At 70.8% G+C, this 21,960-nt stretch carries 21 protein-coding genes and 1 tRNA gene; 12 read left to right on the forward strand and 10 right to left on the reverse strand.

Going from position 1 to position 21,960, the window contains the following annotated elements; translation table 11 throughout:
- Positions 1 to 101 precede the first annotated feature (101 nt).
- The gene (locus ACZ6MA_RS13380) at positions 102 to 1,415 is read left to right on the forward strand and encodes a M64 family metallopeptidase (protein WP_469433480.1); all 1,314 of its coding nucleotides are present in this window, start codon (positions 102 to 104) and stop codon (positions 1,413 to 1,415) included.
- A 65-nt stretch (positions 1,416 to 1,480) separates the two neighbouring features.
- Here ACZ6MA_RS13380 and ACZ6MA_RS13385 read toward each other — a convergent pair whose 3' ends face one another.
- Positions 1,481 to 2,650, reverse strand: a complete 1,170-nt coding sequence (locus ACZ6MA_RS13385; protein ID WP_469433482.1) for a winged helix DNA-binding domain-containing protein — start codon at positions 2,648 to 2,650, stop codon at positions 1,481 to 1,483.
- Between the two features lie 121 nt (positions 2,651 to 2,771).
- Positions 2,772 to 3,218 (reverse strand): MarR family winged helix-turn-helix transcriptional regulator, encoded by a 447-nt coding sequence (locus ACZ6MA_RS13390; protein ID WP_469433483.1) that lies wholly within the window; start codon positions 3,216 to 3,218, stop codon positions 2,772 to 2,774.
- A gap of 198 nt (positions 3,219 to 3,416) precedes the next feature.
- Between ACZ6MA_RS13390 and ACZ6MA_RS13395 the strand changes: the two genes are divergently transcribed.
- Together ACZ6MA_RS13395 and ACZ6MA_RS13400 are read left to right on the forward strand one after the other, a co-directional pair.
- Positions 3,417 to 3,860, forward strand: coding sequence for a GlcG/HbpS family heme-binding protein (locus tag ACZ6MA_RS13395; protein ID WP_469433484.1), 444 nt, complete (start codon positions 3,417 to 3,419; stop codon positions 3,858 to 3,860).
- A gap of 93 nt (positions 3,861 to 3,953) precedes the next feature.
- Positions 3,954 to 4,427, forward strand: a complete 474-nt coding sequence (locus ACZ6MA_RS13400; protein ID WP_469433486.1) for a GNAT family N-acetyltransferase — start codon at positions 3,954 to 3,956, stop codon at positions 4,425 to 4,427.
- Between the two features lie 68 nt (positions 4,428 to 4,495).
- Here the strand turns inward: ACZ6MA_RS13400 and ACZ6MA_RS13405 are convergent.
- The 7 genes from ACZ6MA_RS13405 to ACZ6MA_RS13435 form a co-directional block, all read right to left on the reverse strand.
- Positions 4,496 to 4,568, reverse strand: a tRNA-Arg gene (locus tag ACZ6MA_RS13405).
- Positions 4,569 to 4,845: 277 nt separating this feature from the next.
- A complete protein-coding gene (locus ACZ6MA_RS13410; protein ID WP_469433488.1) occupies positions 4,846 to 5,241 on the reverse strand; it encodes a PPOX class F420-dependent oxidoreductase in 396 nt (131 codons plus the stop codon).
- Positions 5,242 to 5,346: 105 nt separating this feature from the next.
- Positions 5,347 to 5,889: a GntR family transcriptional regulator gene (locus tag ACZ6MA_RS13415; protein WP_469433489.1), complete on the reverse strand. Its 543-nt coding sequence runs from the start codon at positions 5,887 to 5,889 to the stop codon at positions 5,347 to 5,349.
- Between the two features lie 25 nt (positions 5,890 to 5,914).
- Positions 5,915 to 6,592, reverse strand: coding sequence for a YdcF family protein (locus tag ACZ6MA_RS13420; RefSeq protein ID WP_469433491.1), 678 nt, complete (start codon positions 6,590 to 6,592; stop codon positions 5,915 to 5,917).
- 70 nt (positions 6,593 to 6,662) lie between these two features.
- Positions 6,663 to 7,169, reverse strand: a complete 507-nt coding sequence (locus ACZ6MA_RS13425) for a GNAT family N-acetyltransferase (RefSeq protein ID WP_469433492.1) — start codon at positions 7,167 to 7,169, stop codon at positions 6,663 to 6,665.
- A gap of 198 nt (positions 7,170 to 7,367) precedes the next feature.
- A complete protein-coding gene (locus ACZ6MA_RS13430; protein WP_469433494.1) occupies positions 7,368 to 8,147 on the reverse strand; it encodes a GntR family transcriptional regulator in 780 nt (259 codons plus the stop codon).
- Positions 8,144 to 8,686, reverse strand: a complete 543-nt coding sequence (locus ACZ6MA_RS13435) for a GntR family transcriptional regulator (RefSeq protein ID WP_469433495.1) — start codon at positions 8,684 to 8,686, stop codon at positions 8,144 to 8,146. The genes ACZ6MA_RS13430 and ACZ6MA_RS13435 overlap by 4 nt, the downstream gene beginning before the upstream one ends.
- Positions 8,687 to 9,164: 478 nt before the next feature.
- Between ACZ6MA_RS13435 and ACZ6MA_RS13440 the strand changes: the two genes are divergently transcribed.
- From ACZ6MA_RS13440 to ACZ6MA_RS13460, 5 genes are all read left to right on the forward strand, one after another.
- The gene (locus tag ACZ6MA_RS13440) at positions 9,165 to 9,392 is read left to right on the forward strand and encodes a DUF6255 family natural product biosynthesis protein (RefSeq protein ID WP_469433497.1); all 228 of its coding nucleotides are present in this window, start codon (positions 9,165 to 9,167) and stop codon (positions 9,390 to 9,392) included.
- 219 nt (positions 9,393 to 9,611) lie between these two features.
- Positions 9,612 to 11,288, forward strand: coding sequence for a serine/threonine-protein kinase (locus ACZ6MA_RS13445; RefSeq protein ID WP_469433498.1), 1,677 nt, complete (start codon positions 9,612 to 9,614; stop codon positions 11,286 to 11,288).
- Positions 11,289 to 11,350: 62 nt separating this feature from the next.
- Positions 11,351 to 13,039, forward strand: a complete 1,689-nt coding sequence (locus tag ACZ6MA_RS13450; protein ID WP_469433500.1) for a serine/threonine-protein kinase — start codon at positions 11,351 to 11,353, stop codon at positions 13,037 to 13,039.
- Between the two features lie 139 nt (positions 13,040 to 13,178).
- Positions 13,179 to 14,846: a succinic semialdehyde dehydrogenase gene (locus ACZ6MA_RS13455; protein ID WP_469433502.1), complete on the forward strand. Its 1,668-nt coding sequence runs from the start codon at positions 13,179 to 13,181 to the stop codon at positions 14,844 to 14,846.
- Between the two features lie 42 nt (positions 14,847 to 14,888).
- On the forward strand, positions 14,889 to 16,736 hold the full coding sequence (locus ACZ6MA_RS13460) for a GMC oxidoreductase (RefSeq protein ID WP_469433504.1): 1,848 nt from the start codon (positions 14,889 to 14,891) through the stop codon (positions 16,734 to 16,736).
- Positions 16,737 to 17,406: 670 nt separating this feature from the next.
- On the opposite strand, the gene ACZ6MA_RS13465 is transcribed toward ACZ6MA_RS13460, so the two are convergent.
- Positions 17,407 to 17,745, reverse strand: a complete 339-nt coding sequence (locus ACZ6MA_RS13465) for a chorismate mutase (protein WP_469433505.1) — start codon at positions 17,743 to 17,745, stop codon at positions 17,407 to 17,409.
- 250 nt (positions 17,746 to 17,995) lie between these two features.
- On the opposite strand from ACZ6MA_RS13465, the gene guaA reads away from it, so the two are divergent.
- The 4 genes from guaA (at position 17,996) to ACZ6MA_RS13485 (ending at position 21,914) form a co-directional block, all read left to right on the forward strand.
- Entirely contained in the window at positions 17,996 to 19,594 is a 1,599-nt protein-coding gene (gene guaA / locus ACZ6MA_RS13470; RefSeq protein ID WP_469433506.1) for a glutamine-hydrolyzing GMP synthase, read from the forward strand.
- A 123-nt stretch (positions 19,595 to 19,717) separates the two neighbouring features.
- The gene (locus ACZ6MA_RS13475) at positions 19,718 to 20,335 is read left to right on the forward strand and encodes a Uma2 family endonuclease (RefSeq protein ID WP_469433508.1); all 618 of its coding nucleotides are present in this window, start codon (positions 19,718 to 19,720) and stop codon (positions 20,333 to 20,335) included.
- Between the two features lie 111 nt (positions 20,336 to 20,446).
- Complete coding sequence (locus ACZ6MA_RS13480) at positions 20,447 to 21,031, forward strand: Uma2 family endonuclease (RefSeq protein ID WP_469433509.1); 585 nt, start codon at positions 20,447 to 20,449, stop codon at positions 21,029 to 21,031.
- 88 nt (positions 21,032 to 21,119) lie between these two features.
- Positions 21,120 to 21,914, forward strand: coding sequence for a class II aldolase/adducin family protein (locus tag ACZ6MA_RS13485; protein WP_469433511.1), 795 nt, complete (start codon positions 21,120 to 21,122; stop codon positions 21,912 to 21,914).
- The last annotated feature ends 46 nt before the right edge of the window (positions 21,915 to 21,960 follow it).

The raw sequence follows: 21,960 nt of genomic DNA on the forward strand, positions 1-21,960 counted from the left end.
CCTCATCCATTGCCATGTGCCCCCTGAGCCCCCTACGTTAAGCCGCACCTCAATGCGATTTAACCCCCCACTTATATGGGGGGCCCAGGGAGGAACCCCCCATGCGCAGACGAATATCCCTCGCGGCCGGTGCGGCCCTCACGGCCGCGCTGGCCGCCACGGTGACGACGATGACGGCGACGGCGACACCGCCGGCACCCGCACCGGCGAAGCCGACAGCCGAACGCACCCAGCACGTCGAGTACTTCACCGACCCCGGCGGCCACCCCCGTCACACCACCGTCCCCGCCTCGACCACCCCGCCCCGCACGTTGCGGCCCTCGGTCGCGGGCGACGGTGCCCTCAGCAAGATCATCGGCAACGGCACGGCGCGCACCAAGGTCGACGTCGTCTTCATCGGCGACGGCTACACCGCCTCCCAGCAGGGCGACTTCCACGCCGACGTGCGCTCCAAGTGGGCGCAGATGTCCGCCGTCGAGCCCTACGCCTCGTACAAGAAGCTCTTCAACGTCTGGGCCGTCGACGCCGTCTCCCGTCAGTCCGGGGTCTCCGGCGACCCGGGCGAGGGTGTCGTCAAGGACACCGCGCTGAAGTCGCGGTTCTTCTGCGACGGCATCGAGCGGCTGCTGTGCGTCGACACCGGCCGCGTCGAGTCGTACGCCGCTAAGGCGCCCGACGCGGATCTGGTCGTGGTGCTGTCGAACTCCACCAAGTACGGCGGCGCGGGCTACAACGACGTCGTCTCCAAGGTCGGTTACGACGGCATCGCCACCGCCTCGTCCGACAACGAGGACTCCGACCAGGTCGCCGTGCACGAGACCGGCCACTCCTTCGGCAAGCTCGCCGACGAGTACCAGTACGAGGAGTACGGCACGTACACCGGCGCCGAGCCGGACAGCGCCAACACCAGCAAGCTGACCGCCGCGCAGCTCTCCGCGCAGAAGAAGAAGTGGTACCGCTGGGTCGGCAAGACCTCCCCGGACGGCGGGAAGGTCGGCGCGTTCGAGGGCGCCGGTTACTACCCCAAGGGCCTCTACCGCCCCACGGACGACTCGATCATGCGCTCGCTGGGGCGCGAGTTCAACCTGCCGGGCCGCGAGGCCATGATCGCGGGCTTCTACCGGCACGCGAGCGTGCTGACCAGCACCACGAGCACCTCAGGCAAGGTCGGTGGCAAGGACAAGGTGACCGTGAAGCTGCCCGCCGCCACCACGACCGTGCGCTGGTTCGTGGACGGACGCGAGGTCCTGGCGGGCCGGGGACGCACGAGCGTGACCCCGCGTTCCCTGGGCGTGAAGCCGGACGGCAAGGCCCACACGCTGACGGCCAAGGCCACCGACCGCACGGACAAGGTGGTGGACCCGGCGCTGCGCAAGCGGCTGTCCGGCTCGCTGAGTTGGAAGGTCGTGGGCTGAGCCCCTGCCCGACGGCTACGGGGCGGTGGCGCCCACGCCACCGCCCGACCGGTGCGGTGTGACGCTCACGCGCACAGTTCCCGTTCCAGCGGGGTGCGGAAGCGGGGAGTGACCCGCACCCCGCCCAGCCAGGCACCCAGCCGGGCGGCCTCCGCGTCGATCGCGGCGGCCGCCTGACGGCCGACGTCCGCCAGCGGACGCCAGACGACCTCCCCGTCCGCCCGCTGCGCCCAGCCGCCCACGATCCGTCCGTCACTCCACACGGTCGGGCCGACGTTGCCCGCCCGGTCGAACAGAGCGGGCACGTCACCGGGGGAGAGGTACCAGTCCCGGCCGCGCCAACCCATGGCGGTCGGGTCGAGCCCGGGCAGGAGGGCGACCCAGGGCCCGGCGGCGGGCTCGTCGTCGACGTCGTCGGGCAGGACGACCCCCGGCCCGTGGGACAGCTCGACGCCCGTCACCCCCACATCGGCGAGCGCCCTGCGCGTATCGCCGAGCGTCCAGCCCGTCCACCACTTCAGATCCGCCTCCGTGGCCGGCCCATACGCGGCGAGCCACCGCCGCGCGACCTCGGCCTTCGCCTCCCGGACGTCGATCTCCGGCAGCTGCGGCACCCGCGCGTACGGATACAGGCTGCTGGTCCACGACCCGCGCGGCCGGGCGCGCCGCACATGTCCGTCCGAGGCCAGCAGCCGCAGCAGCCGGCTGCCGACGCTCTGCCGCCCCTCGTAGGGCTTGCCGGGCGACACCACGATCGTCTCCCTCAACACCGGCACGTCCTCGGCCAGCTCGGCCGTCGTCGCTTCACCCCGCGCGGCGAGCGCGTCCAGCACCTCGGCCTCGGTCCGGGCGAGCCGCGCCTCGTCCCAGCCCCCGTCGGTGCCCTCCCGCAGGAACTTCACGAACGCGGCCCGCTCGCGCACCGCGATCGCCCGTGCCGTGGAGGAGCTGACGTACGGCGCGAACTCCCGGCTCACGGCGAAGAGGGTGCGCCGCATGGACAGCAGCTTGATCAGCGTCACGTCCTCGTAGAGCCCCCGCTCCACCTCCGCCGTCGACGGCTCGGCGAGCCGCGCGCACGCCGACAGATACACCGTCGCGGCATCGGTCGCGTGCAGCGCGACGAGCGCGTCCGCCACGTCCTCGACGGCCGTGGCCCGGTGGGAGGGGGAGAGCAGATGCCGCCGCCCGAGGCGGGCGCGGCGCTGCTCGTCGCTGATGCGGAGGCTGTTCATGGGGGAGAGGGTAGGGGCGATGTAGGTCGCATCCTGTCCTCTACGGGGCCCTACGGCTACCGGACCGCCGGAGGGCGGCACTCAGGTGAACGGCGGTCGGTCGGCAGCGGCCCGGCGGTGGCTATTCGGCGCGAGGGGGGCGGGTCGCGGCCTCGGCGTTCCGCGTGATCCGGGTGAGCAGGTCCCGGACGGCGGCGGACTCGGTCTCGGAGAGCCCCTCGGCGAGCCGGGCGTCGAGCCTCGCCACCAACGCGTCGGCCTGGGCGAACACCTTCTTACCGTGCTCGGTCATCCGGACCTCGATCAGCGTGCCGTGGATCGGGTGGGGGCTGCGGGCGACCAGGCCGCGGGACTCCAGCCGGCCGAGCAGGCTGTTCATCGTCTGAGGAGTCACCGAGAGACGCCGCGCGAGTTCGGCGGCGCTGATCCCCGGGTTGTCACTGAGCACAGCGAGCGCGCCCTGCTGGGCGGCGGTGATCCCCGCCTCCCGTACCGCGGCCTCCTTGGCGGCCTGGGTGAGGCGTTCGGCCTGCTTGATGTGGACCATCAGGCGCTCGGAGTAATGCATGCGCCGAGTGTAGGAGCGGCCGGCAGTATCCGCCAAGACAGCAGGCAGCTTGCGAATGGCTATTCGCATGCTGTTAGCTGCATGCATGCGAATGAGTTGCCCCTTCCGAGGCGGCTCGCGGTGTCCGCCACCGGCCTCGGCCACGGCGCCCTGCCCTTCGCTGCCGCTCCCCCTCCCCCTCCCCGCAAGGAGTCCGACATGACCGCCGCCCCGATCCGCCCCGCCGTCCGCACTCGTCCCGCCCTCAGCAACGACCTCGCGCGCGCCATCGTCGATGCCGCCCTCGCCGCCGCCCGGCAGACCGAGGTGTTGTTCTCCGTCGCGGTGGTCGACGAATCCGGCCATCTCAGCGCGTTCGCCCGGATGGACGGCTCGGGCCTGATGACCATCCAGATCGCCCAGGACAAGGCGTACACCGCCGCCGCCTTCGGCTTGAGCACCCACGAGTGGCACGAGTTCGTCGAGAACGACACGCAGTTGGCGCCGGGGGCCCGGACGGGGATCGACCGCCTCGTCACGTTCGGCGGCGGGCTGCCGATCGTCGTCGACGGGCAGCTCGTCGGCGGGATCGGCGTCTCGGGCGGGCACTGGTCGGACGACATAAAGATCGCGGAGGCCGGGCTGACGGCGATCGCCGCATAGCGGCAACCGGCGGAGGCCCGACCCGTCGGGCCCCCGCCGATGGCGGGCTAATTCGGGTGCGCCGCGCTGCCCCGGGCTGAGACGGTGCGCGGCATGAACCTTCCCGCGCTCGCCATTGCCCATAAGGCCTTGATCCGCCGCGCCACCCCCGCCGACGCGGCCGGCACGGCCGAGACCTGGCTCTGCTCGTACGACGCGGCCCTACCGACGGTGCGCCGGGCGCACACGGACGACGAGGTCCGCGACTACTTCCGCCACGTGGTGATCCCGGAGTGTGAGACGTGGGTCGCGGAGGCCGGCGGGGAGATCGTCGGCATGATGGTCCTGCACCGGGCCTGGCTGGACCAGCTCTACCTGGCACCGGCCTGGCGGGGCCACGGCCTGGGCGACCGCTTCGTGACCCTGGCGAAGAACCGCTGCCCCACCGGCCTGGACCTGTGGACCTTCCAGATCAACACCCCGGCTCACCGCTTCTACGAACGCCACGGCTTCGTGGAAGCGGAGCGCACGGACGGCTCGGCGAACGAGGAGCGGGAGCCGGATGTGCGGTATGTCTGGCGGCCGTGAGCCTTCGCCTTTGCGGTCCGGAAAACGCGAAAGGCCCCTTCCACTGATGGAAGGGGCCTTTCGGGCTGTGCACTCGGCAGGATTCGAACCTGCAACCTCTTGATCCGTAGTCAAGTGCTCTATCCGTTGAGCTACGAGTGCTCGGCTTCCCGGCGGTGATGCTGCCGGTTGGCGTTGCGGAGGCAACTTTACATGACGTGGGGGGTGGAATGTGCCGTCACCCCGGGTGGCCGCGCCTCGGGCCTGCGGCTCGGCCGCGTCCGGCGCGGTTGGGAGCGGTTTCCGCTCGTCCTCGTCCTGCGTGCCGGCGATCACGTCCTCACGGACGCGGACGCCGGTTCATCCGAAGTCCGCGAGGAGCGTGTTCGTCCCCCCCCCGGCACCTTGGCCGTCCCGGCGGGGTAGCAGGTGTCGGGACCTACACCGAGAAGCCGTTCACCCGCTCCGGGGTGATCCGGACGATCAGTCGGCTCTCCGTCTCCTGCGGCGGGTCCTCGCCCAGGTAACGCTGCGAGAGCCGCTTCGGCAGCACCTTCTCCGGGTCGGGCACCAGCTCGGCGGTGCCCCGGATCTCGGCCGACCGATACGGGTTCTCCAGATCGAAGACCGAGAGGCTGACGCGCGGGTCGCGCTCCATGTTCCGGGTCTTCTTGCGGCCGGCGGTCGAGGAGATGAGCACCGTGTCGCCCTCGCGCACGAACCAGACCACCGAAGTCTGGGGACCGCCATCGGGATTGACCGTGGCGAGGGTGGCGAAGTTCTTGCCGTCGAGGAGGCTGGCCGTGGCGGCGTCGAAGCCGTCGAAATGTGTCATGTCCAGTGACAACGATGCACCGGTCCAAGATCTTCCCGGCGCTCGTCGCCAGGCTTGACGCCGGTCCCTTCGCGGCCGGAGAGCCCGCCTCGGCCTCGGACGCGGTCAGCCGATCGTGATCTCGTACCGCAGCCGCTGGCGGGACGCCGTCATGGTCATCACGTCGACCTGGATCGGCGAGTCGTCGCGGTCGAGCGTGAGCCGTGTCAGGTGCAGAACGGGTTCGTCCGGCGCGGTGCGGAGCACTTCCCGCTCCTCCGCGCTCGGCATACGGGCGATCACGTCCTCGCGGACGCGGGCGCCGGTGTAGCCGAGGTCCGCGAGCAGTGTGACCGCGCCCCCGGGAATCTTGGCCGTCCCGGCGAGACGCGTGCCACGGGCGATGGCGGTGGGGTAGTAGGTGTCGGTCAGCTCGTTCGGCCGGTCGTCGAGGAGGATCACCCGCCGACGCACGACCACGCTCTCGCCCGTGGGCAGCCCGAGCAACTCCGCGACGTCCGGCGGCGCGGGCACTTCTCCTGCATGGACGATGCGCTGACTTCCCCGCCGCCCTTGGGCGGCGGCCTCAGCGGTCCAGGCGTCTGGCCGACCTGTGCCGCGCGCTGTCAGATAGGGCAGGGAACTGCTGGTCCACTCGCCGGTGCTCATGGTGTCCTTCCTGGGCGGCGCCCTCTCACTGTGAGGCGCGCAGCAGCCGACTGTCGAAACCGGAACGCAAGAGGCGTCGATAGGCGTCGTGAACGTCGCCCGGCACTTCCTGCTCGACGGCGAACCCGAGCGCCGGGTACTCGATGATTCTTTGCAGATCGCCGACCAGCATGTCTACGACCAGTTTCGCGTCCCCGATGGACTTCATGTAGTCATCGAATTCGAGGGGCTCGGAGGCGCAGATGACCTCGACCTCCGGCCAAAGCTTGCGGCACGTGGCGTAGGAACGGCGCTCCATGTACGGCTTGGAGATCAGGAGCAGCGAGTCGACGGCGACATGGGCCTTGAGCAACACCTCACGTGACAGCGTGATGTTCTGACCGGTGTTGCGCGCATTCGGTTCGAGGAGAATCGCGTCGTCGGGCACGCCCAGCGCGAGGGCGTGGGAGCGGAAATGGACCGCCTCTCCGTGCGGGAAGCGGGCCGCTGTGGTCGGACTGTTGCCACCGCTGAAGACGATCAGGGGGAACAGCCCGGCGTGATACAACTCGGCTCCGGTGGCCGCCACCCCGAGATCGTGACTACCGAGACCGATCGCCGCCGAACAGGGACGTACCTCGTGCCTCAACTGGTGGTAGTCCCATATGAGCTTGGCATCGGACCATTGCTCAGTGGTGATCGCGGGCCGTTGGCGGTTCTGCACCGAAGCGCTCCCTCATCCGTCCTCACCGGCCCTCGCGCTCGACCGAGTGGCTGGTGGACGGTCGTGTGCCCTACGCCTCGCCCGCGAAGGGTTCGGCGTTCCACTCCTCGCGGAGGAGCCCGTGGACGATGGAATCGCGCCACGCCCCACGGACGTGGACGTGACTGCGGATCCGGCCTTCCTCCGTGAACCCGGCAGCCTCCAGGGTCTTCTCCGCTGCCACGTTCAGCGGAGACCGCGCCGCCCAGACGCGGTGCAGGTCCAGGTCCGTGAAAGCGAGGGTCAGGAGCAAGCGCAAAGTTTCGCTCCCGTACCCGACGCCCCAGGTGTCCGGGCGCAACGCGCTGCCGATCGTGGCGGCGCGTGGCTGGTGCGGGTCCGTGGCCAGACGGGCGAAGCCGATCAGGTCGTCGGTGGTCCGCTCGACGACGGCGAGCGCGTACTCCTCGCGCGGGGAGGCCGTGGCCGAGGACATGGACCGGGTGACGATGCTGCCGACCTCCTCGCGTGAGCGCGGCGTGAAACTGAGGTGCTCGGTGGTCTCCGGGCTGCCGTAGATCGCGAATACGGCGTCCACGTCGTCGATGGTCAGTTCACGAGAGCGAGGCGTGCGTCGTCGCGCATGACCGGATGCATGCCGGGGACTCTACCCCCGCGTCTAGCTCGGCAGAGCGAGTGCGGGGCGGCTGCTGAACACCGCGATCTCCTCGCGTAGTTCGCGGACCGTCCACGCCGACGGATGAGTGGTGCGTAGCCTTCGACGGGTCAGCGCTGATCACTCAGGCGTGAACTCATACTGCATTTCGTAGAGGTGCCCGGCTTTGACCATGACGGTCACCTCGATGGGCCGTTCATTGTCGCTGTAGACAACGCGGAGCGTCCGAAGGACCGGCAGGTTGCTGGGCAGTCGGAGCGCGTTGTACTGCTCCTGCGTGGGGACGCGGGCTGAGACCTTGTCCACGCTGAGCCGAGGCGGAAAGCCCAGGTCGTTGAGAAGCGTCGGTGTGCCGCCTTTGACTTTTCGGCGCTCCGTTATGGCGGAGCCACGGACGATCTCCAATGGGTAGTAGGACTTCACCAATTCCACCGGCTCATCGTCGATCAAAAGCAGCTGGCGGCGCAGCAGTGCCATGCCCCCCTCTGGAAGCCGCAAGGCCACAGAGACGTCTGTGGGTGGTTCGACCTCTGCGACTTCGAGCAGTTTGCTACGTGCTTGCGCACCTTGTTTCGAGGCCTCCGTGATCCAGCGGTACGGTTCACCAGCTGTCGACGGGGCCATGTACGCCGCAGGGCGCATGGTTCGCTGCCGACGTTCGCGGACGGTGACGGCTGCCCCCGGCCGTCCGATGACCAAGTGTTCGTCTTTGAATAGCTGCAGAGCTTTCTGCACTGTTGCGTTGGAGGCGTCGAACCTGGCTTTGAGCTGCACGGTGGACGGCAGGTTGCCGCCAGGGGGCAAGTCGCCGCTCATGATCTCGTCGCGCAGGTCGGCAGCGATCCGCTCGTGCAGAGAGCGGCGGTCCGACGAGTCCGCCTCGGTCTTGTGCACGGTCATCCGATCCTGATCTCGTAACGCAGTCGCTGGCGATGCGCGGGCATGGTCATCACGTCGACCTGGAACGGTCGCTGCCGACTGTCGAGCGAGAGCCGTGTCAAACGCAGAACGGGTTCATCCTCCGCTGTCTGGAGCAGCTCCCGCTCTTCGTCGCTCGGCATCCCAGCGATCACGTCCTCGCGGACCTTCGCACCCACGTACCCGAGTTCGGCGAGCAGCGTGATTGCTCCACCGGGGATCTTGGCCGTCTTGGCGAGACGGGTGCTGCGGGCGATGGCGGTGGGGTAGTAGGTGTCCGTCAGCTCGTTCGGCCGGTCATCGAGATACATCATCCGGCGACGCACGACGACGGAATCCCCGGCGGGAAGTCCCAGCAGCTCGGCGACATCCGGTGGTGCCGCCACCTCCCCGGCATGAACGATGCGCTGGCTTCCGCGTCGGCCCTGGGCTGCGGCTTCGGCTCCCCAGGCGTCGCCCCCACCGGTGGCGCGCGGCGTCAGGTACGGCATCGAGCTGCTGATCCACCTGCTGTTGCTCACGATGTCCTCCGGCCGTTTGAGCTTCCCACCCTTGCCGCTTCACACGGTATGCGACCACCCGGATGTGGGTGCCTCCAGGGACAGCTTGCTGCTTTTCGCGAATAGCAGTGCGGTCAGGGAAGGAGGTGCGATGCGATGACGTACAGGAACGGCGCGTTCGTGGTGGACACGCGGGAGAGCCGGATCGCGCAGGTGATCGGAGGCGCGGGGCAGCGGGTGCAGTTGCGGCGTCCCGGGGGTGGGCTGGAGTGGGAGGTGCCCTCTTCCGTGCTGCGGCTGGCCACGCGGGAGGAGCGGGAGGCGCGGGCCTGTGGCCGACCGGGCCCAGGCCGTTGCTCGGCTGCGGGGAGTGCGCGGACCTGGAAGCCGCCTGGCGGCGGGCTACGGCCGGGGCGGGCGAGGTGGAGGCCGGAGACGCGCTCGTCGCCATGCGCCGGCACCGGCGGACGGCACACCTGCTCGCTGAGGAGCGCTGACGATGACCGTCCGCACGCGGGTGCGGGAGTGCGGCCATCGTTCGGGGTGGAGGCGCGCCGGCGGCGAGGCGCGCTGCGGGACGTGCGGGGTTGTGCGGTTCACGGACTACGGGGCGCTGCGACCGCCGGGGCTGCCGCAGATGACCGCCCCGGTCGAGCGTGCCCGCCGGGCGGTCCGCACGCGGCGCGGGGGCCGGACGCCCGCGTTCCCGGTCGACCAGGCCGACTAGGCCGGCCCGGCCGAGAAGATCGACGGCACGCCCGTCGTCGTGCGGGCGGGCGAGTTGTATGTCGTACCGCCCCGGACCTCGCACGCCGTGCGACACGGGAGCCACGGGGTGCTGATGGTGATCGAGCGCCGACAGACCGGCTGAACTCGGCGTGCCGGCCGGGGGACGCATCCGGCGCCGGGCCCGTGAAGTGCCCGGACGTGCGGCAAGATGGGCTCCATGGGGACCTTCGCTGCACCCGAAGGGTTGATCGCCGGCCGCTACCGGCTCGGGCCGAGGATCGGGCGTGGCGGCATGGGCACCGTTTGGCGTGCCAATGACGAGCTGCTGGCCCGCGAGGTCGCGGTCAAGGAGCTGCACGTCGACGGCGAGCTGAGCGCCGCCGAGGCGCAGGCGCACCGCGACCGCACGCTGCGCGAGGCCCGTACGGTCGCGCAGATCAAGCATCCGAACGTGATCGTCCTGCATGACATCGTCGAACAGGACGGGCGTCCCTGGATCGTCATGGAGCTGGTGGACGGCCGGGCGCTGTCCGACCGGCTGGCCGCCGAGGGGCCCGTCACCTCGCGGGAGGCGGCCCGGATCGGGGTCGCGATGCTGGGGGCGCTGCGCGCCGCCCACGCGCGTGGTGTGCTGCACCGGGACATCAAGCCCGCGAACGTCCTCCTGGAGGCCGGCACCGGCCGTATCGTGCTGACGGACTTCGGCATCGCCCAGGTGTCGGGGGCGACGACGATCACCGAGACCGGGGCGTTCGTCGGCTCGCCCGAGTACACCGCGCCGGAGCGCATGTCGGGCGGCCGCGCCGGGCCGGAATCCGATCTGTGGTCCCTGGGAGTGCTGTTGTGCACCTCGCTCAGTGGTGCGTCGCCCTTCCACCGTGATTCCCTCGGCGGGATCCTGCACGCCGTCGTCTACGACGAGATCCGGCCACCGGCCGACGCGGGCCCGCTGCTGCCGGTCGTACGCGGCCTGCTGGAACGCGACCCCGGGCACCGGATGGGCGCGGACGAGGCCGAGCGGCTGCTGCGCGGCTACCTCGACACCGGGCGGCTGGCGCCCGCCACCCGCTACACCCCCACGCAGCGCGGCGTCCCCGTACCGCCGCCCGCCCCACCGCTCCCGGCACCCCAGGAAGCCCCGGTATCCCAGGAACTCCCGGCACCCCAGGAGCCCCCGACACCTCCGGCACCTCCGTCTCCCGACACGGCACCCCACGGCACAGGCACCCACCCGCCCCGCACCGCGCGGCGCGGGCGCGCGCGTACCGTCCTGTTGGCCGCCCTCGCCCTCACCGCCCTGGCCGGAACGGGCGCCGGGCTCGCCGTCGTCCTGGTGGACCGGGAAGCGCCTCCGGTGGCCGCGCGGCCGGGACGCCCGTCGGTCCCCTCCGGACAGGCGTCCGTCGCCGCGCCCGCCGTCCCGCCGCGCGTGAAGGCACCCGCCGGGTACCACGTCGTGCAGGACCCGGCCGGGTTCGCGCTCGCCGTGCCCGACGGCTACACCCGCTCCCTCGAACCACCGCGCGTCTTCTACTACTCGCCCGGCAAGGAGTTCCGGATCGGCATCCTCATCCAGGACCCTCGCCCCGACGGCCCGATCGGCGCGATGCGCAGCTCCGCCGACCAGGCACCGGACCGCTATCCCGGCTACTGCGACGGCCGGGTCGAGAAGACGACCCACAAGGGGTACCCGGCCGCCTCGTGGGAGTTCACCTGGAGCGGCTTCGAGGAGGACGCCGGCCCCCGCCACACCTACGACCTCGGCTGGGACGAGGGCGGCAAGATGTACGACGTGTGGGTGTCGGGCCCGGCCGGCAAGTCGGTCGAGGGGCGGCGGCATTTCGACACCGCCCTGGACACCTTTGTGCGCACCCGGCCGGTTTCGTCGCCCTGAGCCGGGTGCGGCCGAGGCGGCCGAGATGCGCCCACGGACCCCCGGTTGGTATTGATTGGTTCATGACGAACCACGGGGGACGGGCCGACGAGCCCACCAGCTACGGGCTCCAGCCGCCGAGCGTTCCGGCCGCGTCCGGCGCGCCGGGCCATCCCTATTCCGGCCATATCGCGGCACCGAACGGGACGAACGGGTCGTACCAGCCGACGGCCCACCACACCCCGCCCCCTCGGGAGCCGGCCGACCCCGGCGCCGGCCGTACGGTCGGCGGCCGCTACCGGCTCCTCTCCCGCCTCGGTCACGGTGGCATGGGCACGGTGTGGAAGGCCCGTGACGAGGTCGTCGACCGCGATGTCGCCGTGAAGGAGCCGCGCGTCCCCGACCACCTGCCGGAGAGCATGCGGCAGACCGTCTACCAGCGCATGCAGCGCGAGGCCCGCGCCGCCGCCCGCATCGACCACCCCTCGGTCGTCACCGTCCACGACGTGGTCGTCGAGGACGGCCGTCCGTGGATCGTGATGGAGCTGGTGCGCGGGCGCTCCCTCGCCGACCGGCTCACCGAGGGCACCCTGGACCCCCGCGAGACCGCCAAGATCGGTCTGGCGGTCCTCGGCGCGCTGTCCGCCGCCCACGCGGCGGGCGTGCTGCACCGCGACGTGAAGCCCGACAACGTGCTGCTCGGCCCCGACGACCGGGTGGTGCTCACCGACTTCGGCATCGCCCGGATCGAGGGCGAGCAGGGGCTGACGGAGACGGGCGCCTTCGTCGGCTCGCCCGAATACGTCGCTCCGGAACGGGTGCTGGGCCAGGTGCCCGGCCCGGAGTCCGACCTGTGGTCGCTGGGTGTCGTGCTCTACGCGGCTGTGGAAGGCGTCTCCCCCTTCCGCCGCAGTAACACCCCTGCCACCCTCCAGAGCATCCTGTCCACCGAGCCGCAGATCCCCTCGCGTGGTTCGGGCGCGCTCGGAACGCTCGTCATGCAACTGCTGCGCAAGGACCCGGCGGCCCGCCCGACGAGCGCGGAGGCCCGGCAGACGCTGGAGTCCGTGGCCCGTCCGACCGCTCCGCAGCCCGCCGCGTTCGCCCCGTCCGTGCCGTCCTCCGCCGGCAGCCGCTGGGTGCCGCCCGTGCTCCAGGGCAACCGCAAGGCGCAGTGGGGGCTCGGTGGCGGCGTCATCGCCCTGGCCGCCGCGGCGGTGCTCCTCGTCGTGAATCCGTTCGCGGTCGGACCGGCGATACCGCTGCACTGGAAGGTCCGGGAGGAACCGGAGATCGTGCGGGCGTCCCTCGCGGTCCCCGAGGACTACGTCAAGACCATGGACGCGGACAAGGGATGGGTCGGCTTCAGCGACCCCAGCGGTGTGTTCGTCGTCTATCTGACCCGCGCGTCGGAGGAGCCCAAGCCGGGCTCGTCCACGCCCAAGCCCGACATCGGCTCGGCCGACGCCGAAGCCGACAAGCTCAAGGACTACTACCAGGGCGGCACCGCCCCGGGGCTCGTCGACCCCGTGGCGAAGAAGACCGAGGCGGCCTACAAGGGCATGGACACGGCGGAGGTCCGGACCGTCTACCGCAAGTCCGGGAGCGACGAGGACGACCCCAAGAGACTCATCCGGACCCAGGTCATCGTCAACAAGGCCAAGAACGTCTCCTGGCAGCTCGAAGTGCGGATGCCCGAGAAGGGCGAGTCCCGCAAGGACGGCGACAAGCTCTTCGAGAACGTGCTCCAGTACCTCAAGCTCCAGGAGTAACGACACCACCCGCCGCGCCCGTCGCAGCCGCCGCACCGGAGAGCGTCGGGTGCGGCGGGTGCGGCCTGCGGTGCCCGACCGGTGAAATGGGGCTACTGGCGGGTACCCAAAGTGTCGGCCCGCGCCTACGCTCGCCCCCATGACGGACTCGCGGCGCGACGCAGCAGGGATACCCGGCATATCCGGGGCAACGGCGACCATCGAGGAGACGAAGGGGGCACCGGGCTCCGGCGGAAATCCCGTGGCCGCGCCGGGAGTTCGCGGCGCCGCCGACGTCGTCACCCCCGCCCTCGTCGCCCGTCTCACCGCCGGGGTCATCGGCAGCGGAACGACCGCCAACCACACGCCCCTCACCGGGCGGAAGCTGGCCGACCTGCCGGAGTCGACCCCGCAGGACGTCGCCGTCGCCTTCGACCGGGCCCGCGCGGCACAGCGCCGCTGGGCCGCCGTGCCCGTGCGGCAGCGCGCGGCGGTACTGCTGCGCTTCCACGACCTCGTGCTCGCGCGGCAGAGCGAGGTCCTGGACCTCATCCAGCTGGAGACCGGCAAGGTCAGACTGCACGCCCACGAGGAAGTGCAGGCCGTCGCCGTCGCGGCCCGCCACTACGGGCGCAAGGCACCGGCTTATCTGCGGCCCAGGCCGCACACCGGGGTCATCCCGACCCTCACCAAGGTCACCGAACTGCGCGGGCCGCGCGGGGTCGTCGGTCAGATAGCCCCCTGGAACTACCCCTTCGAGCTGTCCGTCGGTGACGCCCTGCCCGCCTTCGCCGCGGGCAACGCCGTCGTGATGAAGCCCGACACCGAGACGGCCCTGACCGCCCTGTGGGCCCGCGAACTGCTGATCGAGGCGGGCCTGCCCGCCGATGTGTGGCAGGTGGTGCTCGGGGAGGGCCCGGTCGTCGGCCCGGCCGTCGTCGCGCACGCCGACTACGTCTCCTTCACCGGCTCGACCCGCACCGGCCGCGAGGTCGCCCAGGGCGCCGCCGCCCGCCTGGTGGGCTGCTCGCTCGAACTCGGCGGCAAGAACGCCATGCTGGTCCTGCGGGACGCCGACGTCGAGAAGGCCGCCGCGGGCGCGATCCGCGGCTGCTTCTCCTCCGCGGGCCAGCTGTGCGTCTCCATCGAGCGGCTGTACGTCCACGAGTCGGTCGCCGACGAGTTCCTCCGGCGGTTCGTCGCCCGTACGAAGGCGATGCGGCTCGGCACGGCCCTCGCCTACGGCGCCGACATGGGGTCGCTGGTCTCCGACCGGCAACTGAGGAACGTCACCCGGCACGTCGAGGAGGCCGTCGCCCAGGGCGCCACCGTCCTCACCGGCGGCCGCCCCCGGCCCGACATCGGGCCGTTGTTCTACGAGCCGACCGTCCTCGAAGGCGTCGAGGAGCCCATGGCCGTCCGCACGGAGGAGACCTTCGGCCCGGTCGTCTCCGTCTACCGCTTCCGCGACGAGGACGAGGCCGTGCGCCTGGCCAACGCCACCCCCTACGGGCTCAACGCCAGCGTCTGGACCAGGGACGGGCGGCGGGGCCGCGCGGTCGCGGCGCGGCTGCGCGCGGGCACCGTCAACGTCAACGAGGCCTACGCGGCCGCCTACGGCAGCGCGCAGTCACCCATGGGCGGCATGGGCGACTCGGGGCTGGGACGTCGGCACGGCTCCGAGGGCATACTCAAGTACACCGAGGCCCAGACCGTCGCCCAGCAGCGGATCATGCCCCTCGCTCCCGCCTTCGGGCTGGATGACGAGACGTACGCGGCGGTCATGTCACGCGGCCTGCGCGCCATGAAGGCCCTGCGTCTGCGCTGAACCCCACGCTCCACGGATCCGCACACCCCTACGGAGGTCCCGGTGGCTGAGCACGACTACGACTACGACGTGATCGTCATCGGTTCGGGCTTCGGCGGTTCGGTGTCCGCCCTGCGCCTGACCGAGAAGGGTTACCGCGTCGGGGTGCTGGAGGCGGGCCGTCGCTTCACCCGCGACACCCTGCCCAGGAACTCCTGGGCACTGCGCGACTATCTGTGGGCCCCGGCCCTCGGGCTCTACGGCATCCAGCGCATCCACCTCCTCGGCAATGTGATGGTCCTGGCGGGCGCCGGCGTGGGCGGTGGTTCGCTCAACTACGCCAACACGCTGTACGTCCCGCCGAAACCGTTCTTCGACGACCCGCAGTGGGCCCACATCACCGACTGGCAGGAGGAGTTGCGGCCGTACTACGACCAGGCCCGGCGCATGCTCGGGGTACGCCTCAACCCGACCGTGACGCCCTCGGACGTCCATCTCAAGGCGGCGGCCGAGAAGATGGGCGCGGGGGACACCTTTCACCTGGCACCGGTCGGGGTGTTCTTCGGCGACGGCCAGGACGCCGGGGGCGCCGGGGGTGCCGCGCGGGCCGAGCCGGGCGCCGAGGTGCCCGACCCGTACTTCGGCGGCGCGGGCCCGGCCCGCAGGGCCTGCACCGAGTGCGGCGAGTGCATGACCGGCTGCCGGCACGGCGCGAAGAACTCCCTCACCGAGAACTATCTGTACCTCGCCGAGCGGGCCGGGGCCGTCATCCACCCGATGACCACGGTCGTGGCCCTCACCGAGCGCCCGGGCGGCGGGTTCGAGGTTTACACCGTGCCCACCGACAAACGGCGCAAGGCCCGGCCCAGGGTGCTGCGCGCGGAACGGGTGGTGCTCGCCGCCGGGACCTACGGCACGCAGACGCTGCTGCACGCGATGAAGGACAAGGGCCTGCTGCCCCGGATCCCCGACCGTCTCGGCCACCTCACCCGGACCAACTCCGAGGCGCTCGTCGGCGCCATGACCGACGACCGGCGCTACCGCGAGGCCCACGGGGCGCCGAAGGCCGACTTCACCCGCGGCGTCGCGATCACGTCCTCCGTCCACCCGAACGCCGATACCCACATCGAACCCGTCCGGTACGGCAAGGGCTCCAACGCGATGGGCGCCCTGTCGATCATGCAGGTGCCGGTGGGCACCCGGGTGCCACGCGCGGTGGCCTTCGCGGCGAACTGCGCGCGGCACCCGGTGGTGGCCCTGCGGTCGCTGTCCAACCGCCGCTGGTCCGAGCGCACCATCATCGGTCTGGTCATGCAGTCGCTGGACAACTCCCTGATCACGTACCGGCGGCGGAAGGGTCCGGGCAAGGGCCTGCTCACGGCCCGGCAGGGACACGGCGCGCCCAACCCGAAGCAGATCCCCGAGGCGGCCGAGGCGGCCACGCACCTCGCCCGGGAGATCAACGGCTTCGCGGGCAGCAACATCGGCGAACTGATCGGCACCCCGCTGACCGCCCATTTCCTGGGCGGCTGCCCCATCGGCTCCGACGCCACCCGCGGGGTCGTCGACCCGTACCACCGGCTGTACGGGCACCCGGGGGTCTCCGTCGTCGACGGCGCCGCCGTCTCCGCGAACCTGGGCGTCAACCCGTCGCTGACCATCACGGCCCAGGCGGAGCGCGCGATGGCCTTCTGGCCGAACAAGGGCGAGGCGGATCCCCGTCCCCCGCAAGGCGGTGCCTACGAACGCGTGGCCGCCGTCGAGCCCCGCAGCCCGGCGGTCCCGAAGGACGCGTTCGGGGCGCTGCGGCTGCCGTTCCTGGCGGTGCCCAAGGTGCCGCCGAAGCGCGCCGACGCCGAGCGGGATGACAGCGAGCGGGGTGGCGCCGAGCGGGGTGGCGCACCGGCGTAGGGCCCACGGGGGCCCGACCTCACCGCGGGGCGGGGGACCGGCGAAGGGCCCCGTGGCCGCCTCCGCGGGGGGCGCGGGCGGTCACGGGGCCCTTGACTGCCGGCACCGGAGTCAGGGCAGGGTCGGTGCCGCGAAGCGGCGCCGGGGGAAGCGCCGCGGGTTCGAGAGGTCGTGCCGGCCCGGGGGCATCGATGAACCGTTCCGCCGCGCGGCTGGTTCGACCAATGTCGGTGCGGGCCCGGGGATTTGGTGTCCCCTTGGCATCGTGGGGGATGTCCCTCGCCGTGCGCAACCGTTTCGACCGGATACGGTCGGTTCCAGGCGTCCCCGGAACCGACCGACCCTGGGTGGCGGCCGGGCTGCTGTCCCCTGCTGACCGGCCACCGTGCCACCGGAATGAGGTCCCACGACATACGTGCTCGTACGTCTCACACTCCGGTGGATCCGCCCTGTCGTCGCCGGGCGCCCAGGTGAACAGGGGCGGAAGCCACACGTGGTGCACAAGCGGGCCGCTCCTGGATGGCGCGGACAACGAGTCCAACGAAGCGTGTCGCGAAGCGGTCACGCGCCGTACGGGTGACGGCGTCGGGGCCCGGCACCGCGTCGGGCTCGGCCCGGGCCGGCCCGGCTCCGGCGGAGGTCCTTCCCGGGACCGTTCCCGGAATCCCGCTCAGATCCGTCCCCGGCACAGCTCCAGGAGGGTCATGGCCAAGGTGGTGCCGGGCTTGCCGAGCTGATCGCTGAAGTGGGTGAGGATCTCCATCTCCCGGGCGAGGCTCACCCGGGGCCCGCCCGAGGCGATCCGCTCGCGTTGGATCACCGCCGAGACGGCCATCCGCTCCTGCACGAGCCCGATGATCCGACCGTCGAGATCATCGATCCGGCCGCGCGCGCCGGTGATCAGACGGGCGGCCTCGTCCGTACGCGCACCGGTCTCGGGGGCGGTGGGGGCAATGGGTGCCGTGGGGGTAGGGGTGGCGGCGGGTGCCGTGGCGGTCTGGGTGCTCATGTCCGTCTCTCCTGGGGGCTGGGGCCCCGCGGCCGGTCATCGGACCCGGAAAACGCAGAACGCCCCGGGCCTTGTCGGCCCGGGGCGCCTGGGAAGTCGCTGATCAGTGGATCAAGCAGCACGACCATGGCAGCCGGTCGGGCCGGTGCCATAGGTAAACGCGAAGGTGAGCTGCTTAAACATGGGCTCAGTATGAGCCCGTTAGAATGGAAAGTCCAACCCCCCGTTTCACCGCCGGAAGGCCGCCGAAGTGCCATCAGCGTCCCCTGCTGCCGCCCACGACAACACCGCGGACCCCGTCCTCGTTGTCGACTTCGGCGCGCAGTACGCCCAGCTCATCGCCCGCCGCGTCCGCGAGGCGCGGGTCTACAGCGAGATCGTCCCGTCCACCATGCCGGTGGAGGAGATGCTCGCCAAGAACCCGAAGGCGATCATCCTCTCCGGCGGTCCGTCGTCGGTCTACGCGGAAGGTGCACCGAGCATCGACCGCTCCCTCTTCGAAGCCGACATTCCCGTCTTCGGTATGTGCTACGGCTTCCAGCTGATGGCCACCACCCTCGGCGGCACGGTCGACGACAACGGCGCTCGCGAGTACGGCCGCACCCCGCTGACCGTCTCCAAGGTCGGCTCGACCCTCTTCGAGGGCACGCCGGCCGAGCAGTCGGTGTGGATGTCGCACGGCGACGCCTGCTCCGCCGCCCCCGAGGGCTTCTCCGTCACCGCGTCCACGGACGTCGTGCCCGTCGCCGCCTTCGAGAACGACGAGAAGAAGCTCTACGGCGTCCAGTACCACCCCGAGGTGCTGCACTCCACCCACGGCCAGCAGGTCCTGGAGCACTTCCTCTACCGTGGCGCCGGCATCGAGCCCACGTGGACCACCGGCAACGTCATCGAGGAGCAGATCGCCTCGATCCGTGAGCAGGTCGGCACCAAGCGCGCCATCTGCGGGCTGTCCGGCGGCGTCGACTCCGCCGTGGCCGCCGCCCTCGTCCAGAAGGCCATCGGCTCGCAGCTCACCTGCGTCTACGTCGACCACGGCCTGATGCGCAAGGGCGAGACCGAGCAGGTCGAGAAGGACTTCGTCGCCGCGACCGGTGTGCAGCTCAAGGTCGTCGACGCGCAGGAGCGCTTCCTGACCGCGCTCGCCGGCGTCTCCGACCCGGAGACCAAGCGCAAGATCATCGGCCGTGAGTTCATCCGCGTCTTCGAACAGGCCCAGGCCGAGATCGTCGCCGAGGGCGCGGCCGACGGCGAGGACGTCGCGTTCCTCGTCCAGGGCACGCTCTACCCGGACGTGGTCGAGTCCGGCGGCGGCACCGGCACCGCGAACATCAAGTCCCACCACAACGTGGGCGGCCTCCCCGAGGACCTCGAGTTCAAGCTCATCGAGCCGCTGCGCCAGCTGTTCAAGGACGAGGTCCGGATGGTCGGCGCCGAGCTGGGCCTGCCGGACGAGATCGTCCAGCGCCAGCCCTTCCCCGGCCCGGGCCTCGGCATCCGCATCGTCGGCGAGGTCACCAAGGAGCGCCTGGACCTGCTGCGCGAGGCCGACGCCATCGCCCGCGAGGAGCTGACGGCCGCCGGTCTGGACAAGGAGATCTGGCAGTGCCCGGTCGTCCTGCTGGCCGACGTCCGCAGCGTCGGCGTCCAGGGCGACGGCCGCACCTACGGCCACCCGATCGTGCTGCGCCCGGTCTCCTCCGAGGACGCCATGACGGCGGACTGGACCCGGATGCCGTACGAGGTGCTCGCGAAGATCTCGACCCGCATCACCAACGAGGTCAAGGACGTCAACCGCGTGGTGCTCGACGTGACGAGCAAGCCGCCGGGGACGATCGAGTGGGAGTAGTCCCACCGATCCCCTCATAGGATCGAACGCCGGTGCCGCCGCTCATTCGTTTGGGCGGCGGCACCGGCGTTTGTGGTGGGTACGCTGGCCGTACAGGCGAGACTCCGTCGTATGGGAGCGAGCATGAGCGCCGCGCGCGAGTACGGGCTGCCCGAGCAGTACGAGTGGGCCCGCCCGCCGAAGGGCGGCTGGACGGCGGATGATCTCGACCGGCTTCCGAATCTCCCTCCGCACACGGAGCTGATCGACGGGAGCCTGGTACTGGTGAGTCCGCAGACCCGGTTCCACATGCGCACCATGCGCTTGCTGGAACGGGCCCTCCTGGAGCAGGCTCCGGACGGCCTGGACGTCGACCGCGAGATGACCATCAGGCTGGACGCGCGTAACCGGCCCGAGCCCGATGTCCTCGTGTTCCGCGTCGAGGGAGACCGGGGCCCGGAGCAGACCTGGCACAGGCCCGAGGACGTCGTCCTCGCCGTCGAGGTCGTCTCCGAGGATTCGATGGCCCGTGATCGCGAGGTCAAGCCCCGCAAGTACGCGGCTGCCGGGATCCGGCACTTCTGGCGGGTGGAGGAGAATGCCGGCCTTCCTGTCGTCTACGTCTATGAACTCGACCCGGCTCTCGGCGCCTACGTCCCCACGGGCATCCACCACGACCGGTTGAAGCTCACCGCGCCGTTCGACCTCGACATCGACCTCACGGCGATCGACCGACGTCCGGGACCCGCGCGGGGCGTCTGATGCGGCAGGGTCGAACGCCGGTGCCGACGCTCATTCGTTTGGGCGGCGGCACCGGCGTTTGTGGTGGGTACGCTGGTTCCAGGGCCCAGAATCCCGTCCATGGGAGGACTTATGACCGCTGAGATCGCGCACCACTGGCCGGTGCCGCCGCAGGACGGTTACACCGTGGACGACCTGCTGACGCTGCCCGACCTCCCGCCGCACACGGAGCTGATCGACGGGAGTCTGGTTTTCGTGAGTCCACAACGGTATTTCCACAGCGTTGTGATCGACCTGCTGGTGAACGGCTTGCGGCGCACCGCTCCGCCCGAGTTCAAGGTCGCCCGGGAAATGACCGTGGTGATCGACAAGCGCAACGGCCCGGAGCCGGATGTCGCGGTCGTACGAGCCGCGTCGGTACGGAGCCGAGGACAGACGAGCTTCCAGGTCAGGGATGTGATGCTGGCGGTCGAGGTCGTCTCGCCGGACTCCGAGTCCCGCGACCGCGACACCAAGCCGCACAAGTACGCCACGGCCGGCATTCCGTACTTCTGGCGGGTGGAGATGGCGGGGGTGGACGACCAGCCGGTTGTCCATGTCTTCGCGCTGGACCTGGAAACACGTCAGTACGCTCCGACGGGAACGTACCGGGGCGCGCTCAAGCTCACCGTGCCCTTCGACATCGACATCGATCTCACGGAGATCGATCGGATGTAGCTCTCGGAGCGGACAGGACTCTGGCCTCCTCCGGTACCCGGCGGTAGCTTCCGTGTCGTAGCCACGGAACAGCCGGAGGAGAGCCGTCATGCCGCAGCCCACGCCCCCCGAGCCCGTACCCACCGACCGGCTCCACTTCGCGATGCCGCCCCAGCACGAGAACGTCGAGGACGAGCGGCGGTACCGCAAGGAGCGGCTCGCGGCCGCGCTGCGGCTCTTCGGGCGGCTCGGGTTCGAGGAGGGCGTGGCGGGTCATATCACCGCGCGGGACCCGGAGTTCACGGACTGCTTCTGGGTCAATCCGTTCGGGATGTCCTTCAAGCACGTCACCGTCTCCGATCTGATCCTGGTGAACCACCAGGGGCAGGTCGTCGAGGGGCGCTACCACGTCAACCAGGCGGCGTTCGCGATTCATTCGCAGGTCCACCGGGCCCGGCCGGACGTCGTGGCCGCCGCGCACAGTCACTCCACGTACGGGCGGGCACTGGCCGCGCTCGGGGAGCCGCTGGAGCCGATCACCCAGGACGTCTGTGCCTTCTACCAGGACCACGCGGTCTTCGACGACTTCACGGGCGTGGTCCTCGATGAGGAGGAGGGACGGCGGATAGCGGCCGCCCTCGGACCGCACAAGGCCGTGATCCTGCGCAACCACGGGCTGTTGACCGTCGGGGACTCCGTGGACGCGGCGGCGTGGTGGTTCATCACGATGGAACGCTCGTGCCAGGTGCAGTTGGTCGCGAAGGCCGCCGGGAAGCCGGTGCTCATCGATCCCGAGAACGCGCTGCACACCCGGGAGCAGCTCGGCAACGACCTGGTGGCCTGGATCAACTACCAGCCGCTGTACCAGCAGATCATCCGCAGCGAGCCGGAACTCCTCGGCTGAGGTCCGCGCGGCCCGCCCGGTGGCTCCGAGTTATCCACAGCCCTGT

The sequence above is a fragment of the Streptomyces sp. NPDC042259 genome (assembly GCF_055582085.1).

Coding starts and splice junctions, on each gene's coding strand:
- ACZ6MA_RS13415 (WP_469433489.1), bottom strand. CDS start 5,889: ATGAGCACCGGCGAGTGGACCAGCAGTTCCCTGCCCTATCTGACAGCG.
- ACZ6MA_RS13465 (WP_469433505.1), bottom strand. CDS start 17,745: ATGAGCACCCAGACCGCCACGGCACCCGCCGCCACCCCTACCCCCACG.
- ACZ6MA_RS13390 (WP_469433483.1), bottom strand. CDS start 3,218: ATGCATTACTCCGAGCGCCTGATGGTCCACATCAAGCAGGCCGAACGC.
- ACZ6MA_RS13475 (WP_469433508.1), top strand. CDS start 19,718: ATGAGCGCCGCGCGCGAGTACGGGCTGCCCGAGCAGTACGAGTGGGCC.
- ACZ6MA_RS13445 (WP_469433498.1), top strand. CDS start 9,612: ATGGGGACCTTCGCTGCACCCGAAGGGTTGATCGCCGGCCGCTACCGG.
- ACZ6MA_RS13440 (WP_469433497.1), top strand. CDS start 9,165: ATGACCGTCCGCACGCGGGTGCGGGAGTGCGGCCATCGTTCGGGGTGG.
- ACZ6MA_RS13385 (WP_469433482.1), bottom strand. CDS start 2,650: ATGAACAGCCTCCGCATCAGCGACGAGCAGCGCCGCGCCCGCCTCGGG.
- ACZ6MA_RS13395 (WP_469433484.1), top strand. CDS start 3,417: ATGACCGCCGCCCCGATCCGCCCCGCCGTCCGCACTCGTCCCGCCCTC.
- ACZ6MA_RS13455 (WP_469433502.1), top strand. CDS start 13,179: ATGACGGACTCGCGGCGCGACGCAGCAGGGATACCCGGCATATCCGGG.
- ACZ6MA_RS13450 (WP_469433500.1), top strand. CDS start 11,351: ATGACGAACCACGGGGGACGGGCCGACGAGCCCACCAGCTACGGGCTC.
- ACZ6MA_RS13410 (WP_469433488.1), bottom strand. CDS start 5,241: ATGACACATTTCGACGGCTTCGACGCCGCCACGGCCAGCCTCCTCGAC.
- ACZ6MA_RS13430 (WP_469433494.1), bottom strand. CDS start 8,147: ATGACCGTGCACAAGACCGAGGCGGACTCGTCGGACCGCCGCTCTCTG.
- ACZ6MA_RS13400 (WP_469433486.1), top strand. CDS start 3,954: ATGAACCTTCCCGCGCTCGCCATTGCCCATAAGGCCTTGATCCGCCGC.
- ACZ6MA_RS13380 (WP_469433480.1), top strand. CDS start 102: ATGCGCAGACGAATATCCCTCGCGGCCGGTGCGGCCCTCACGGCCGCG.
- ACZ6MA_RS13480 (WP_469433509.1), top strand. CDS start 20,447: ATGACCGCTGAGATCGCGCACCACTGGCCGGTGCCGCCGCAGGACGGT.
- ACZ6MA_RS13485 (WP_469433511.1), top strand. CDS start 21,120: ATGCCGCAGCCCACGCCCCCCGAGCCCGTACCCACCGACCGGCTCCAC.